Source organism: Kitasatospora sp. NPDC058965, assembly GCF_042741245.1.
Lineage (GTDB): Bacteria > Actinomycetota > Actinomycetes > Streptomycetales > Streptomycetaceae > Kitasatospora.
The window spans coordinates 20,669-35,537 of the sequence record NZ_JBHYKG010000008.1 but is presented as its reverse complement, the minus strand read 5'-3'; the positions used below and the strand labels follow the sequence as shown (position 1 = coordinate 35,537).

Sequence of the window (14,869 nt, the reverse complement as noted above, 5' to 3'; positions counted from 1 at the left end):
CAGAAGCCGACACGTCTCGACGACCTCCTGCACATGGCGAGGTTCGACCTCCGCCAGGCCCCCTATGAGGCGCTCCGGATCCCGTAGGGCCGGCCGCCCGTGGCCACAACTCGAAAGGGCCCAGACCGTATGGTCTGGGCCCCCTACGGGCGAGTTCCGGCCTCTACCGCGGCGGCAGCTTGTCGAGTTGGGCCTGGATGCGCACGACATCCTCCCCTGCCTTTGCCAGGCGGGTGCGGATCTTGTCGACCACGTTGTCCGGGGCCTTCGCCAGGAACGCCTCGTTGCCGAGCTTGCCCTCGGCCTGAGCCTTCTCCTTCTCGGCCGCGGCCAGGTCCTTCGCCAGACGACTACGCTCGGCAGCCACGTCGATGGTGCCCGAGAGGTCGAGGGAAACCGTGACGCCGGCGACCGGCAGGGAGGCGGTGGCAGCGAAGTCCTCCCCCTCCGGCTGGAGACGGAGCAGTTGGCGCATGGCGGCATCGTGCGGGGCCAACGCGGTGCCGTCGAACTCCAGGCGGGCCGGGACCTTCTGGGCGGGCTGGAGGCCCTGCTCGGAGCGGAAGCGGCGGACCTCGGTGACGACCTGCTGGACCAGCTCGATCTCCTGCTCCGCGGCCTCGTCGCGGAACCCGGAGTCCTTCGGCCACTCGGCGACGACGACCGACTCCCGGCCCGTCAGCGTGGTCCACAGCGTGTCCGTGAGGAACGGGACGATCGGATGCAGCAACCGCAGGGTGACGTCGAGGACCTCGCCGAGCACGCGTGCCGAGACCTCGGCCTGTTCGCCGCCCTCGATGAACGCCGTCTTGGACAGCTCGACGTACCAGTCGAAGACCTCGTCCCAGGCAAAGTGGAAGAGTGCGTCGGCGAGCTTGGCGAACTGGTAGTCGTCGTAGTAGGCGTCTGCTGCGGCAACGACCTTGTTGAGACGCGACAGGATCCAGCGGTCGGACGCTGAGAGCTTCTCGACGGACGGGAGTTCACCCTCGACCGTGGCGCCGTTCATCAGCGCGAAGCGGGCCGCGTTCCAGATCTTGTTGGCGAAGTTCCGGGACGCCTGGACCCAGTCCTCACCGATCGGGACGTCAATGCCCGGATTGGCGCCCTTGGCCAGCGTGAAACGCAGCGCGTCGGAGCCGTACGTGTCCATCCAGTCCAGCGGGTTGACCGTGTTTCCGAACGACTTCGACATCTTCTTGCCGAACTCGTCGCGGACCATGCCGTGGAACGCGATCGTGCGGAACGGAGGCCGGCCGTCCATCGCGTACAGGCCGAACATCATCATCCGGGCGACCCAGAAGAACATCAGGTCGTAGCCGGTGACCAGGACGGAGTTCGGGTAGAACCTCTCCAGGTCCGGCGTCTGCTCCGGCCAGCCCAGCGTGGAGAACGGCCACAGGCCGGACGAGAACCACGTGTCCAGGACATCCGTGTCCTGGGTCCAGCCCTCGCCCGTGGGCGGCTCGTCGTCCGGGCCGACGCAGACCAGCTCACCGTTCGGGCCGTGCCAGACCGGGATGCGGTGGCCCCACCACAGCTGGCGCGAGATGCACCAGTCCTTGAGATTGTCGACCCAATCGAAGTAGCGCTGCGCCATGTCGGCCGGGTGGATGGTGACCCGACCATCGCGAACCGCGTCGCCGGCGGCCTTCGCGAGGGTCTCGACCTTGACCCACCACTGCATCGACAGACGGGGCTCCAACGTCGTCCTGCAGCGCGAGCAGTGGCCGACGGAGTGAACGTACGGGCGCTTCTCGGCGACGATCCGGCCCTCTGCGCGCAGAGCGGCGACGATGGCGGAGCGCGCCTCGAAACGGTCCAGGCCCAGGAACGGGCCGTGGACGGTGATGATGCCGCGTTCGTCGAGGACCTCGATGGATTCGAGGTCGTGGCGCTGACCGATGGCGAAGTCGTTCGGATCGTGCGCCGGGGTCACCTTGACGGCGCCGGTGCCGAACTCCGGGTCGACGTGCGTGTCGGCCACCACCGGGATGCTCCGGTCGGTCAGCGGCAGCTTGATCTGCTTCCCGATCAGGTGGGCGTAGCGCTCATCGTCGGGGTGGACGGCGACAGCGGTGTCGCCGAGCATCGTCTCGGCGCGGGTGGTGGCGACGACGATCGTGTCCTCGCCATCGCCGTACTGCATGGAGACGAGCTCTCCGTCGTCGTCCTGGTAGTCAACCTCAATGTCGGAGATGGCCGTGAGACAGCGCGGGCACCAGTTGATGATGCGCTCGGCACGATAGATCAGCTCGTCGTCGTAGAGCTTCTTGAAGATGGTCTGGACGGCACGGGACAGGCCCTCGTCCATGGTGAACCGGTCCCGGCTCCAGGCGAGGCCCTCGCCGAGGCGCTGCATCTGACTGGCGATCTGCCCGCCCGACTCGGCCTTCCACTGCCAGACGCGCTCGACGAAGGCCTCGCGGCCCAGGTCGTGGCGGGACTTGCCCTCCTTGGCGAGCTCGCGCTCGACGACGTTCTGGGTGGCGATGCCGGCGTGGTCCATACCGGGCTGCCAGAGCGTTTCGTAGCCCTGCATGCGCTTGCGCCGGGTGAGCGCGTCGATCAACGTGTGCTCGAAGGCGTGGCCCAGGTGGAGGGATCCGGTGACGTTCGGCGGGGGGATGACGACGGTGTACGCCGGCTTCTCGCTCTTGGCGTCAGCCTCGAAGTACCCGCGTTCCACCCAGCGCTCGTACAACGCCCCCTCTACCTCGGCCGGCGCGTACTGGGTCGGCAGCTCGTAGGTAGGCGTAGGCCCGCTGGAGGGGCTCTGCGGAGTGTTGTCGGTCACGGCGGGAAGTCTAGGCCTGAGCCGTCTCGGCAATCGTCCGAATTTCCCTGGGCGAACTGGCTTTCACCACTACCAGGCGCGCACTTCGCAGGTGCTCGAGATGCCCGAGGGTGGGTCTCTTGCCGATGCCTAGAGCAAGTCGCCCTGCAGCTCGGTGTACGCCCGGCGAAGGCGATCGATGGCCGGGTGGTCGGCCGGCAGGGTGAGCTCGTCCACTCCGTGGATCGCCCTGACGCCGATGCCGACGTTCGTGGCGAAGGCTGCGTCGTAGTCGGCAAGGTCGGCCAGGTGCACCGTGGCCGTGCGGGACAGGTGGAGCCGGCGCAGGAGCTCCATGGTGGTACCGAGCAGGAATTCGGCGTCCGGCCAGATGACCTGGTCATCCCTGATGAAGCCGATGTTCCAGGTGCCTCCTTCGGAAATCACTGAGCTGGCGTCGGTGAAGAGTGCGTCGTCGAACCCGGCCTGTTGGGCGGCGCGGCGATGGCGGAGCGAGCCGAAGATCCCCACGCTCTTCACCTGCGGCATGTCACGGCTGTAGGCCACCGACTGGACGCGCATCGCGGGGAGGGACAGCGAGCCGGCCGGCCTGGTGGTGACCAGCACCTGCGGGTGGGCGTCGTCGCCGACGTGGCCGAGGTCCATGGCCGGGTCGAAAACGGTGAGCCGGGCAATGCAGACACCACGCGACGGCACTGCTCTGCGGGCGAACTCCCGGACGGCTTCGAGGTCGAGGTCGACGCCGAAGACGGCCCGGCAGTCCCGCTGCAGGCGGGCGAAGTGGAGATCGAGGCCGCGGACCCGGCCGTCCTCCACGCGCATCGAGGTGAAGTGGCCGTAGTTGGTCAGCGCGAGGGTCTGGAGGTCGTCAGGGCTGATCGGCTTGCCGTTCAATTCCGCCATGGCCCAAGGATGGCATCGACTCGCGGCGCCGGACGGTCGTACTGGTCCGGGCTGCCGTTGGCTAGCGTCGACGGCGACCGATGACGAGAGAGACGAGGGCTCACATGGCCACCACCGCACCCGTGATCCGCAGCGGCACCCCCGGGTCGTTCGCCTGGGGCGTCTTTCACGAGCGGCACCCCGAGCTCGTGCGGCGGGTGCTGGCGGCGCTGCCGTACGGGCCGGTGGAGCGGGCCGGGGTGGAGCAGCTGTTGGTGGAGAGCACGGTGGGGGTGTTGGAGCCGCTGGCGGTGGGGGCGCACGATGCGGCGCAGTGGGGGGCGTGGGGGGAAGGGTTGTGGGGGCGCCCGTGGGGGGAGGCGCCGTTTCTCTGGGCGGAGAGTTACTTCTACCGGAGGTTGTTGGAGGCCACCGGGTACTTCGGGGCGGGGGTCTGGCGGGGAGTGGATCCGTTCGGGCCGTTCAAGGCGGCGGAGCTGCGCGGGGCCGGGGTCGAGGAGGAGTTGGCCGCGCTGAAGACGGTGGGCGGGCTGTCGGCAGCGGCGTTGTTGGGGTCCGCGTTGTGGGGGAACCGGGCGGACCTGAGCTTCCGGATCACCGCGGAGGCCGGCGGAGGCCGGTCGGAGGTGCTGGTGGACGAGAGTGCGGTGCTCTGGGCGGAGTTGGAGCGCCGGCGGGGTGGGCTGGTGTGCCTGGTGGCGGACAACGCCGGGCAGGAGCTGCTGCCGGACCTGGTGCTGATGGACGAGTTGCTGGCGCAGGGGCTGGCGGGTCGGGTGGTGCTGTACGTGAAGCCGCAGCCGTACTTCGTGTCGGACGCGACGATGGATGACGTGCTCGCCACCGTCGAGCGGTTGAGGAGCGCCGAGGTGGAGGCCGCGCGGGAGGTCGGGCGGCGGCTCTGGCAGGCGATGGAGCGCGGGGTCCTGGAGGTGCGGACGCATCCGTTCTTCTGTGCGCCGTTGCCGTACCGGGAAATGCCCGCCGACCTGCGGGCGGAGTTCGCCGGGGCGGCGATGACGGTGCTGAAGGGCGACCTCAACTACCGGCGCCTGGTGGGAGACCAGTGGTGGCCACCGACCACGCCGTTCGGCGAGACGGTCGACCACTTCCCGTCGTCGGTGGCGGCGCTGCGGACGTTGAAGTCCGATGTCGTCGTGGGCCTCGACGAGCGCAGCGTCGCGCGGTTGGACGGGTCGGGCGAGCCGTGGCGGACGAGTGGGCGCCACGCCGTGGTTCAGGTCAACCTCCGGGCTTAGGTGGATCGGTGCGCCCAGCTCGGAGGGCTGCGCGGGCGCGGGCGGCGCCCGCCGGGGTGGCGGCCGCGCCCAGGCCGACGGCGACGGGTGGTCGGGCGAGGCCGGTGCAGGCGCGGCAGGTGCCGGGACGGGGCACGGGGTCGTGACAGCTGGCGCACTCCGTGAGGCGTGGTGGTGGCGGTGGGGCGACGGTGGGTGGCGGCAGCTTGCGTTCCAGGCGGTTGCGGAGGATCCCCACCGGGGAGTGCAGCACCTCGGGCAGGTCGAGCAGTATGGCGCGGGCCAGTTCGGCCGCCGTGCTGCCGCGTTCCAGCCAGCGGGCGACCAGGGGCGCCAGGGACAGCGCCTCGGCCTCGCCGAGGCGCAGGCGGGGTTCGGGGCGCAGCACCCGGTAGAGGGTCTGCACGGCCGTGCGGAGGTGGTTGGGGAGGGAGGGTTCTTTGTTCCCCGGTTCTTTGGGAAGGGTGACAGGCGGGCCGGGTTCCGGTTCACCGGGTTCCGGGTGGGTGGCAGCCGGTGGAGCGGCGGGCGGATCCGGTGGTGGCGGGCCCAGTTGTGGCGTGTCGAAGACGTGGGCCTCGGAGCGCAGGGTGCCGTTGGGGAGGCGGACGGTGTCCACGCGGTAATAGCCCGCGACGGTGAGCTCTTTGAGGGCGCGGCGGATGGTTCCGCGACCTTGGGGACTGGTGTCGGCCATCTGGCGACAGTCCTCACGGCGGCCGTCCGGGCGGGAGAGGAGGTCCACGAGGAGGCCGCGGGCGGTGAAGCTGAGGCGACGGTCCTGGAGGATCGCGTTCGGCAGTACCGTGAAGGACCGCTCGTGGGCGCTACGATGAATGTGCATGGGAGGGTTAGCTCCAGTGCCGGACCCCGGGGTGTTGCGAGCACCGCCGGGGTCATCTCTGTAATCATGACGATGCACAGAGTAACTGATTGTCTGTCAGTACTCGAAACGGTCGGCGGGGTCGACTTCCTGAGTGCACGGTGAGGTGCCGGTTCTGGGCGCCCGTGCGGCTGAACTCGCGTGTCCTCCGCATCCGGAAAGCCGTTGTCCAGCCATGGAGACCAGGACCTGGGCCGGAGTGCTGGCCGGCGCCGCTGTGCTGGCGACCGGCGCGAGCCTTGCCCCCGTTGCGGGTGCGGTGGGGGCACCGGTGGCGCCGCGCGATCCGTACACGCGAACCGAGTTGTTCTTCGGGACCGAGCGGCCCGAGGGTGGGGCCGCGGTCACCGAGCAGGAGTTCCAGGAGTTCGTGGACGCGGAGATCACTTCGCGCTTCCCCGCCGGTCTGACCATCGAGCAGGCCCGCGGACAGTACCGGGACGCGCACGGGGTGATCGAGCACGAGCGCTCGTACGTGGTCTCGTTGGTGTACCCGAGCCCGACCGGGAGGGCGGCGGGGGCCGCGATCGAGGAGATCCGGCGGTCCTACGACCAGCGGTTCGCGCAGGAGTCGGTGGGGCGGGTGGACGAGCCGGTGAAGGCGTCGTTCTCCTGAGCGGAGGGGGCGAAGCCGAGCGCCGAAGGCCCCGACCACCCCGGGGCCTTCGGCGCGGGGGGATCAGAGCCGGACCGAGTACGGGGTCGGGGCGGCGGCGGTGGCCAGGACGCGCGCGGCGGCCAGGCGGCCCGAGGCGGCGGCGGCCTCGCTGTTGGGGCGGAGCACGACCCAGTCGCCCGCGTAGTCGATCGCGTGGCGCGGGCGGGCCATGAAGCCGCGCCGCAGGCGGAGGGCCGGCGGGGTGCAGGCGGGCAGGCCGTGCGGGTGGCGGAAGACGTGGGTGGCGAGGACCGAGGCGCTGAGGCCCGGGAAGTGGGGGGCCGCCGCGGCCACGGCGGTGGTGGCGATCTCGTCGTCCGACGCGGTGAGCAGCCCGGGCGTCACGGACGGCGCGAGGAAGAGGCTCACCAGCCCGCGACCGGCCGGCGCACGGTTCGGGGCGCGCAGGTGGTCGAGGATCGCGCCGGACAGCACCCGGTTCTCGCGCGCGGGGAACAGCAGCCCGTAGGACGGCGCGTGCGGCGTGGGCGAGGGGAGCGCGCGCTCCAGCAGGCAGACCGCCTTGAGCATCGGGGCGTAGGTCGAGGACTCCAGGAACGGCCGCTCGCCGACCGGGAGGTCCGGACGCAGCGCGAGCGCCTGCGGCGCGGGGAGGGCGAGGACGGCCTGACGGGCGGTCAGCACGGTCCCGTCCAGGAAGTCCAGCCGCACCAGCCCCGCGTCCATGGTGGCCGAGCCCAGCGGCGCGGAGAGCGTGACGGACAGCCGGGCCGCGAGGGCACGGGTGAGGCTGTCCATGCCGTCGCGGTAGGTGAGCCAGCGGCTGCCGGTCCCGTGGGCGGCGAGCACCGCGGCCAACGGACCCATCGCGGACCGCGAGGTGTCCCAGCCGAAGAAGCAGGCGGCGAGCGGCTGGAGCAGGGCGTCGTGCAGGTCGGGGTGGAAGTCGGCCGCCGCGTGACGGATGCTCAGGTCGGCGAACCGGGTGGCGTCCGGACGGGCCAGGGACGGTGAACCGAGCGTCGCCGCGAAGCGCAGCCAGTCGGCGCGCCCGCGCAGGGACATGCCCGCACCCGTGAGCAGGCCGCGCGGGTGGCCGAGGTACGGGTGGGCGCTGCCGCCGCGCCACAGGGCCAGCGAGTGGGTGACGGGGAGGACGTCGGCACGGCCGAGGTCGGTGGCGCGGATCAGTTCCCAGGTGGCCGGGTAACCGCGGGACGCGATGGTCTCCGCGCCCTCGTCGATCCGGAAGCCGTCGCGCAGGCTGCTGGCCGTGCGGCCGCCGACCCGGTCGGCGGCCTCGAAGACGGCGACGGATCGCCCGGCGGCGGTGAGGTGGTGGGCGGTGGAGAGGCCGGCCAGGCCGGCGCCGATGACCGCGACGTCGAGATCGGGCAGGGGCATGGGGGTCACCCTTCGAGGGCTGGGGAGTGGGAGCTGGAGGGGTGGGCGCTGAGGGGGAGCGGGCTGGAGGGCGGCGCGTGCCCGCCCCCCACCGGCCCCCTCACGTCCACCGCCCCGTCCCGGTCGCCACCGCGCCCGAGAGGTGGCGGGCGCGGAGCTCGTGGCGGCGGACCTTGCCCGTGCCGGTCCTGGGCAGGTCGTCCCAGCCCAGCAGCAGCGGCGCGGCCAGCGGCGGCAGGTCCGCGACCGCGGCGGACCAGCGCGCCGGATCCATCTCCCCGTCGCCCGTGACCAGCACCGGGAGCGGGAGCCCGCCCGGCCCGCCGTCCAGGAGCACCGCCTCCTGCACCTCAGGCAGCCGGTCGTGCAGCACGTCCTCCAGCTCCACGCAGCTCAGCCCGGGGACGGTGTCCACCTCGCGGTCCAGCAGCAGCACCCGGCCGCCCTTGGTCCGCACCCCCACGTCACCGGTGTTGAACCAGCCGTCGGTCAACTTCCCCTCCCAGCGCTGCTGCTCCCCCAGGTAGCCGACGCACAGCGCCGGCGTCCGGGTCAGCAGCACCCCGCGCTCGCCCCGCCGCACCGGCGCACCGGTGGCCGGGTCCACCACCCGCAGCCTGGTCCGGAACGGGACCGGGCGGCCCAGGTCCCGTGTCGTCGGGTGCCGTTCGGCGTGCTGGTCGAGCGCCCGCCGGGTCAGGAAGCGGAACGTCAGCGGCCCGGTCTCGGTCTGCCCCCACCCCTGCATCCAGACCGGGCGACGCCGCGCGGAGGCGGCCAGGAACGCGCGGACGGTCGGCGGGTGCACCGCGTCGAAGGTGCTGACGAAGAGCCGGGCATCGGCGAACGGCGACTGCGGGCCCGCCGCCAGCGCCTGCCACCGCGCGTACGTCGCCGGCAGCGCCTCCACCACGGTCGGCGGATGCGCGCGCAGCAGCCCGGGGTCCTCGTCCGGCAGCAGCAGCACCGCCCGGGGCCGGGCCCAGAGCGCGGAGATGGTCCAGGAGACCGCCCGCCCGTGCGCGAACGAGAACTGCGCCGCCGCGGTGTCGTCGCTGCGGATCGACACGGCGGGCCACCGGTGCGCCTCGAACGCAGTGAGCTTGCGGACCAGGCTCGCGGTGGTGTGCACCACCAGCTTGGGCAGGCCGGTGGTGCCGGAGGTGTGGTTGATCACCAGCGGCTCGTCGTCCCCGCGCGGGTGCACCGGCGGGACCGCCCGCGCGCCGCGCAGGGTGGCCGCGTCGATCGCGCCGGGCGCGGGCCCGTCGAGGCAGACGGTGCGCAGCCCCTTCGTCACCCCGCCCAGCGCCAGCGTGTACCGGTCCGAGAGGAGCACCTTCGGCTGCACCCGGGCCAGCAGCGCGGCCAGGGCGTCCGGCGCCAGGTGGTCGGAGAGCAGCACGGGGAGGGCGCCGATCCGGGCGGCCGCCGCGGCGAGCAGCACGTAGTCCCAGTGGTTGCGCTTGTGCACCGCGACCCGGTCCCCGTACCGCACCTTCGCGGCCACCAGGACGGCGGACAACTCGGCCACCATCCGGGCCAGTTCGGGAACGGTCCAGCGCTCCCCCGCCTCCACCGCCACCTCCAGCGGCCGGTTGGCGTGCAGCACGGTCGGCGAGCCGCGCTCGGCCAGGGTCTCGAAGAGCGGGCCGAGGTCCAGCGGTCGGGGTCGCAACAGGTTCACACCGCACCGCCGTTCAGCAGGCAGGCGGCCACCAGCAGGGCGCAGCAGACCCGGTGGGTGTGGATGCCCAGCCGGCGCGCCCGCAGGATCTCGCCCGAGCCCGCCACCAGCCCCAGGGTGAACTGCGCCGCGCGCAGCGCGATCACCGGCGCCAGCAGCGCGGGCAGCCAGCACGGCGCGGCGCCGACCGCCGCCGGGACGGTCAGCAGCCCGGCCTCCAGCAGCGAGAGGCCGGCGATGAACGCGGCGTTCCCGGCGGGCGGCGCCAGCACCGCCACCGTGCGCCGGCCGACCGCGCGGTCGCCCGCGATGTCGTTGATGTTGGAGTAGACGCCGAACAGCAGCGGCCCCAGGCCGAACACCAGGCCCGCCGCCAGGGCGAAGCCGGTCAGCCGGCCCGTGAGCAGACCGTACGGCGCGAGCACGAACACCCAGCCGTAGCCGGCCAGCAGGAACTCCTGCCAGCCCCGGTAGCTCAGGCGCAGCCACCAGGAGTACTGGAAGCCGGCGAAGCCGCAGGCCAGCGTGGCCGCCACCGCCCACCACGGCCGGTGCGGGGCCAGCAGCAGCGCGGCACCCCAGCAGGCGACCTGCACGGCGATCGCCGACCAGGCGAACCGGACCGCCTGGCGCTCGCCGATCGCCCCGGTGAGCAGCGGCTTGCGCGCCATCCGGCGGGCGGGCGCGTCCGGGCCGTAGTTGGCGGCGTCGCTGCCGTCGCGGTGGCCGGTGATGTCGTCGAAGGCGCACAGGCCCGCGAACATCGCCACGCCGCCGAGGAGGAAGAGGAGCAGGACGGCCGCACCGGCCGCCCCCACCCCGTCGGCCGGCAGCACCATGGCGAGGAGCAGCGGGGTGGCCAGGTAGTAGTCGTAGATGTCGAGCTTGGCCAGGCGGGCGTAGACCCGCCAGGAGACGGCGGGCTCGGGCCAGTACCGCCGGATCGGCGCGAGACTGTCCAGCACGGTGGGGGTTCCTCTCTGCGGAGTGGGGGCGGGGGACGGGCGGCGGGGGAAGGACGGGGGGCGGCAGGGCCGCGCCGCTGCCGTCACTCCCGCCGGGCCTGCACCGAGTACCAGACCGGCGAACACACCGCGAACCCCGGGTGCTCCAGCAGGTCCGCCACCTCGGTCAGTTGACGGTCCGTCAGACCGGCTGCCAGCAACGGCTCGCGCAGCGTCCGCAGATGGCTCGCCTGCAGCGCCAGCCCGGGGTGCCCGGCCCGCCAGAGCGCCACCCGCGGCTGCGGGTCCACCTCGGTGAACCCCGCCGCCGCCAGCTCGCCCGCCACCTCGCGGCCCCAGACCGTCCGGGCCCCGGCCGCCCCGAGGACCTCGGCCTTCGCGGCCAGGTAGCGCTCGTAGAGCCGGGCGGCGTCGGCCGACGGCGCCAGCAGCACCGGCCCGTACGAGACGTCGAACTCGTCGATCTGCAGCCACCCGCCCGGCCGCAGCGCCCCGTGCAACCGGTCCAGCACCTCGCGCCGGTTGGGCACGTGCTGCAGCACCAGCCGCGCGTGCACCAGGTCGAACGGCCCCGGCGGCACCGGGTCCCGCCCGATGTCGTGGCGCAGCACCCGGACCTCCTCGCCGGCCCGCCGCCGCAAGGCGTCCACCGCGGTGTCCAACTCGGTGGCCAGCACCTCACCGCCGGGCGCGACCCGCCCGGCCAGCCAGCGCGCCAGCGTCCCGTCCCCCGCGCCGATCTCCAGACAGCGCCACCCGCGGCCGACCCCGGTGGCGGCCAGCCGCTGGAGGGTGAAAAGGTCGTACGTCTCGCTCAGCGCCCGCAGTTGGGCCTCGGCGAGCTCGGCCGCACCGGCGAAGGCGTACCGGGCGGACCCCGCACCCCCACCGCCGGCCCCGGCCGCCACCACAGTCGCGGACAATGTTCCTCCGGTCACGAACAGCTCCCCACAAACCGACGGGGAGCCGCCGAAGACTCGACGACTCCCCGCACCGACTACCGACGGATCAGCTGAAGTTCAGGTCGTAGACGCCGGCGGCGCGCGGCGTGAAGGCGGCCTGGCCGGTGATCCCCTCGTAGCTGCCGGTGCCGCCGTTGACCACACCGTTGAACGTGTCGCCGCCCGCAGCACCGGTGTTGCTGATCGGCAGCTCGGAGCTGAAGGAGATCTGGTCACCGCTGGTGAACTTGATCAGGCCGGTGCAGAAGACGCTGTCGGCGGCGGCCGCAATGGCGTCCTTGTCGCACAGGTCGTAGGCGGTGCCCACCACGTTGCCGCTGGTGTCCTTGACCCGGGCGGTGCCACCGAAGGACGCGCCGACCGACTGCGCCGCATTGGCCTCGCTGTTGCTGCCGGAGAAGTCGAGGGTCAGCGACGGGACCGGAGCCGCGCGGTGCGCGGTGTGGTTGCTGGCCAGCGCCGACGGGATGCTGAGCGCACCGACGGTGCCCACGACCAGACCAGCGACCGCGAGGGCGACGGAACGCTTGACCGTGACAACTCGTTGCATGGGTCCTCCTAGGACATGTCGGGCGGGCTGCCCGAACTCGGCGCTAGTTGATCACAGTCGGACATCGGGTCGTCACGCTCCGTGTCCTGGGCGGGTCGCCCGACGGACCCCGCCGCCCGCCCATGCGCCGCAAGGGATCTTGGTCCGTCCGGCGGCCCGCTCCCGCCCGTTAGGACGGGTACGCACGTCACTCGGATGGCACGGCCACTTCACCCGTACGGCGGGCCCGGCTCCCACCCGCACCAGCGGGGCGAACCGGGCCCGAGGACAGACAAGTCCGACGAACGCCACTGTCAAAAGTCGGTACGCCGACCTCAGTTGACGACCGGCTCAGTCACCGGCGAAGGCGCACACCGCGTCCGCGACCGCCTCGACCTGACCGTCGGTCAGGTGCGGGTACACCGGAACGGACAGCGCCCGTTCGGCCGCACGGTCGGCGGCCGGCCAGGCGTCGCCCGGGCGGGCGAAGGGCGCGAAGGCCTGCTGCCGGGGCAGCGCCTGCGGGTAGTAGGCGTGCGAGGCCACGCCCCGCGCCGCCAGGTGGTCGGCCAGCGCGGCCCGCCGCTCGGCCAGCAGCGTGTAGACGTAGAAGCACCGCCCGTCCCGCCCGGGCGGGGCGGGCGGCGGCGCCAGGATCCCGCGCTCGGCCAGCGGCGCGAACCGCTCGGTGTAGTACGCGGCGATCTCGGCCCGCCGCGCGAGGCGCCCGGGCAGGCCCGGCAGGCGGTGGCGCTGGAAGGCCGCCTGCAGCTCGTCGAACCGGCTGTTCCAGCCGACCCGGTGGTGCCGGAACCTGGTCCGCCCGTCCTGCCCGTGGTTGCGCAGCATCCGCACCACCCGGCCCAGTTCGGCGCTGCGGGTGACCACCGCCCCGCCCTCCCCCGGCATCCCGAAGGTCTTCACCTGGACGAAGGAGTAGACCCCCGCCTCCCCCCACAGCCCGGCCGGCCGCCCGGCCAGCACGCCGCCCTGGGCCACCGCGGAGTCCTCGACCAGCCGCAGCCCGCGCCGCTCGGCCAGCGCCGCGAAGGCCGGCAGGTCGGCCATCACGGAGAACATGTGGGCCGGCATCAGCGCCTTGGTCCGCTCGGTGATCCGCCGCTCGGCCTCGGCCGGGTCCAGCACCATGGTCCACGGGTCCACGTCGGCGAAGACCGGCCGCGCGCCGACCGCGAGCACGCTGGAGGCCAGCGGCGCGCAGCCGAAGGCGGGCACCACCACCTCGTCCCCCGGGCCGATCTCCAGCGCGGCCAGCACCAGGGTGAGCGCCGAGGTGCCGCTGGAGCAGGCGACCACGTCCGCCGCGCCCAACTGCTCGGCCAGCTCCCGCTCCAACGCGGCGGTCTGCTCCCCCAGGATGAACCGCTGACCCGGCGCGGTGCCGGTCTCCCGGAGCAGCCGCAGCAGCACCTCGCGGTCGCCCTCGAAGAGGTCCGGCGGGAAGAACGGGATGGCGAGGTCCGTGGTGGTCATCCGTAGAAGCTCCTGATCAGCTCGCAGACCTGGTCCAGCTGGTCCAGGCCCAGCTCGGGGAAGAGCGGCAGCGCCAGGGTGTGCGCGCAGGCCGCCTCGGCCACCGGGAAGTCCCCGGGGCGGTGGCCCAGTTCGGTGAAGCAGGGCTGCAGCGGCAGCGGCGACGGGTAGTAGACCTCGGTCTCCACCCCGTGCCGGGCCAGGTGCGCGGCCAGCTCGTCGCGCCGCTCCACCTCGATCAGGTAGACGTAGAAGACCTGGCCCTCGATGCCGCCCACCGCCGGGCGCCGCAACACCCCGCGCTGTCCGGCCAGCCGCTCGTCGTAGGCGGCGGCGAGCTCGGCCCGGCGGGCGATGTCGGCGTCCAGCCTGGTCAGCTTGGCCAGCAGCACGGCGGCCTGCAGGTCGTCCATCTTGCTGTTGCAGCCGGGCAGCGAGGTGGTGGTGTTGATCGCCGGGAAGTCCCCGATGGTGCGGCCGTACCGGCCGTGGTGGCGCAGCGCGTCGACGGTGCGGGCGATCCCCTCGTCGTCGGTGAGCACCGCGCCGGCGTCGCCGATGGCGCCCAGCGTCTTGGTGGGGAAGAAGGAGAGCACGCCGCCCGCGCCGAACAGGCCCGCGTGCCGGCCGCCCCGGCGCATGCCGATCGCCTCGGCGCTGTCCTCCACCAGCGTCAGCCCGTGCCGCTCGGCCACCGCGGTGAGCGCCGGCAGGTCGGCCGGGCGGTGGAAGAGGTGCACCGGCATCAGGAACCTGGTCCGGTCGCCGACCACCGCCGCCACCGCCGCCGGGTCCAGCCCGTAGCCGACCGGGTCGATGTCGGCGAAGACCGGGGTCCCGCCGGCCAGCACCACCGAGCTGGCGCTGGCGAAGAAGCTGAACGCGGGGACCACCACCTCGTCCCCCGGCTGCAGGCCGGCGGCCCGCAGCAGCAGCACCAGCGCGTCGGTGCCGCTGTTCACCCCGATCACGTGCCGGGCACCGGTGTAGTCGGCCAGCGCCTGCTCCAGCCGCTCGACCTGGCGGCCGTGCGAGAACTTGCCGTCGTCCAGCACCTCGCGGGCGTGCCGCTCGATCAGCGGCCAGAGCTCCTCGAAGGCGCGGGCCTGGCTGAAGAAGGGCACCGGACGGTACCCGGTCTGCTGCGGCACGGTCTCGCTCGGACTCGGCACGGCTCCCCCTGTCAGGGCGTTCGGGATCTCGGGGGGACCGAGGGTATGTCAACTCTTCGTCCCCATACCGTCAAAAGAGTGCTCATCGCGGGTAAACCACTCTTTCGTGAAGAAACGCCCCAAACCGAATTGACTTGGCGTCCGGAAGATCGGCACGCTGAAGCCGACCCCGGACCCGAACTCCGCACCGGCGCC

Annotated in this window: 12 protein-coding genes; 2 read left to right on the top strand and 10 right to left on the bottom strand. The window is 72.8% G+C overall.

The window, feature by feature from the left end:
* Positions 1–163 precede the first annotated feature (163 nt).
* Together ACFW1A_RS02860 and ACFW1A_RS02855 are read right to left on the bottom strand one after the other, a co-directional pair.
* On the bottom strand, positions 164–2,797 hold the full coding sequence (locus tag ACFW1A_RS02860) for a valine--tRNA ligase (RefSeq protein WP_380402994.1): 2,634 nt from the start codon (positions 2,795–2,797) through the stop codon (positions 164–166).
* A gap of 129 nt (positions 2,798–2,926) precedes the next feature.
* Positions 2,927–3,700 (bottom strand): aminotransferase class IV family protein, encoded by a 774-nt coding sequence (locus ACFW1A_RS02855; RefSeq protein WP_380402991.1) that lies wholly within the window; start codon positions 3,698–3,700, stop codon positions 2,927–2,929.
* 104 nt (positions 3,701–3,804) lie between these two features.
* Between ACFW1A_RS02855 and ACFW1A_RS02850 the strand changes: the two genes are divergently transcribed.
* On the top strand, positions 3,805–4,959 hold the full coding sequence (locus ACFW1A_RS02850; protein WP_380402988.1) for a damage-control phosphatase ARMT1 family protein: 1,155 nt from the start codon (positions 3,805–3,807) through the stop codon (positions 4,957–4,959).
* Here the strand turns inward: ACFW1A_RS02850 and ACFW1A_RS02845 are convergent.
* Positions 4,943–5,656 carry a hypothetical protein gene (locus ACFW1A_RS02845; RefSeq protein WP_380402985.1) on the bottom strand — a complete coding sequence of 238 codons (714 nt, stop codon included), beginning with the start codon at positions 5,654–5,656 and terminating at the stop codon, positions 4,943–4,945. The two genes, ACFW1A_RS02850 and ACFW1A_RS02845, sit on opposite strands and share 17 nt — an antisense overlap.
* A gap of 361 nt (positions 5,657–6,017) precedes the next feature.
* Between ACFW1A_RS02845 and ACFW1A_RS02840 the strand changes: the two genes are divergently transcribed.
* Positions 6,018–6,458, top strand: coding sequence for a DUF3574 domain-containing protein (locus ACFW1A_RS02840; RefSeq protein WP_380402982.1), 441 nt, complete (start codon positions 6,018–6,020; stop codon positions 6,456–6,458).
* 63 nt (positions 6,459–6,521) lie between these two features.
* Here ACFW1A_RS02840 and ACFW1A_RS02835 read toward each other — a convergent pair whose 3' ends face one another.
* The 7 genes from ACFW1A_RS02835 to ACFW1A_RS02805 all read right to left on the bottom strand — a co-directional run bounded on the left by ACFW1A_RS02835 (position 6,522) and on the right by ACFW1A_RS02805 (position 14,674).
* Positions 6,522–7,865: a protoporphyrinogen/coproporphyrinogen oxidase gene (locus tag ACFW1A_RS02835; protein WP_380402979.1), complete on the bottom strand. Its 1,344-nt coding sequence runs from the start codon at positions 7,863–7,865 to the stop codon at positions 6,522–6,524.
* Positions 7,866–7,965: 100 nt separating this feature from the next.
* Entirely contained in the window at positions 7,966–9,552 is a 1,587-nt protein-coding gene (locus tag ACFW1A_RS02830) for a class I adenylate-forming enzyme family protein (RefSeq protein WP_380402976.1), read from the bottom strand.
* Entirely contained in the window at positions 9,549–10,517 is a 969-nt protein-coding gene (locus ACFW1A_RS02825; RefSeq protein WP_380402973.1) for a UbiA family prenyltransferase, read from the bottom strand. The genes ACFW1A_RS02830 and ACFW1A_RS02825 overlap by 4 nt, the downstream gene beginning before the upstream one ends.
* A gap of 83 nt (positions 10,518–10,600) precedes the next feature.
* Positions 10,601–11,440: a class I SAM-dependent methyltransferase gene (locus tag ACFW1A_RS02820; RefSeq protein WP_380402970.1), complete on the bottom strand. Its 840-nt coding sequence runs from the start codon at positions 11,438–11,440 to the stop codon at positions 10,601–10,603.
* Positions 11,441–11,525: 85 nt separating this feature from the next.
* Entirely contained in the window at positions 11,526–12,029 is a 504-nt protein-coding gene (locus ACFW1A_RS02815; RefSeq protein WP_380402968.1) for a hypothetical protein, read from the bottom strand.
* Between the two features lie 330 nt (positions 12,030–12,359).
* On the bottom strand, positions 12,360–13,502 hold the full coding sequence (locus ACFW1A_RS02810) for a DegT/DnrJ/EryC1/StrS family aminotransferase (RefSeq protein ID WP_380402965.1): 1,143 nt from the start codon (positions 13,500–13,502) through the stop codon (positions 12,360–12,362).
* The gene (locus ACFW1A_RS02805; protein ID WP_380402962.1) at positions 13,499–14,674 is read right to left on the bottom strand and encodes a DegT/DnrJ/EryC1/StrS family aminotransferase; all 1,176 of its coding nucleotides are present in this window, start codon (positions 14,672–14,674) and stop codon (positions 13,499–13,501) included. The genes ACFW1A_RS02810 and ACFW1A_RS02805 overlap by 4 nt, the downstream gene beginning before the upstream one ends.
* Positions 14,675–14,869: the final 195 nt, after the last annotated feature.

Excerpts from the sequence above, each read along its gene's own strand:
- ACFW1A_RS02810 (WP_380402965.1), bottom strand. The coding sequence starts at position 13,502 with ATGACCACCACGGACCTCGCCATCCCGTTCTTCCCGCCGGACCTCTTC.
- ACFW1A_RS02850 (WP_380402988.1), top strand. The coding sequence starts at position 3,805 with ATGGCCACCACCGCACCCGTGATCCGCAGCGGCACCCCCGGGTCGTTC.
- ACFW1A_RS02840 (WP_380402982.1), top strand. The coding sequence starts at position 6,018 with ATGGAGACCAGGACCTGGGCCGGAGTGCTGGCCGGCGCCGCTGTGCTG.
- ACFW1A_RS02815 (WP_380402968.1), bottom strand. The coding sequence starts at position 12,029 with ATGCAACGAGTTGTCACGGTCAAGCGTTCCGTCGCCCTCGCGGTCGCT.
- ACFW1A_RS02855 (WP_380402991.1), bottom strand. The coding sequence starts at position 3,700 with ATGGCGGAATTGAACGGCAAGCCGATCAGCCCTGACGACCTCCAGACC.
- ACFW1A_RS02845 (WP_380402985.1), bottom strand. The coding sequence starts at position 5,656 with ATGGCCGACACCAGTCCCCAAGGTCGCGGAACCATCCGCCGCGCCCTC.
- ACFW1A_RS02835 (WP_380402979.1), bottom strand. The coding sequence starts at position 7,865 with ATGCCCCTGCCCGATCTCGACGTCGCGGTCATCGGCGCCGGCCTGGCC.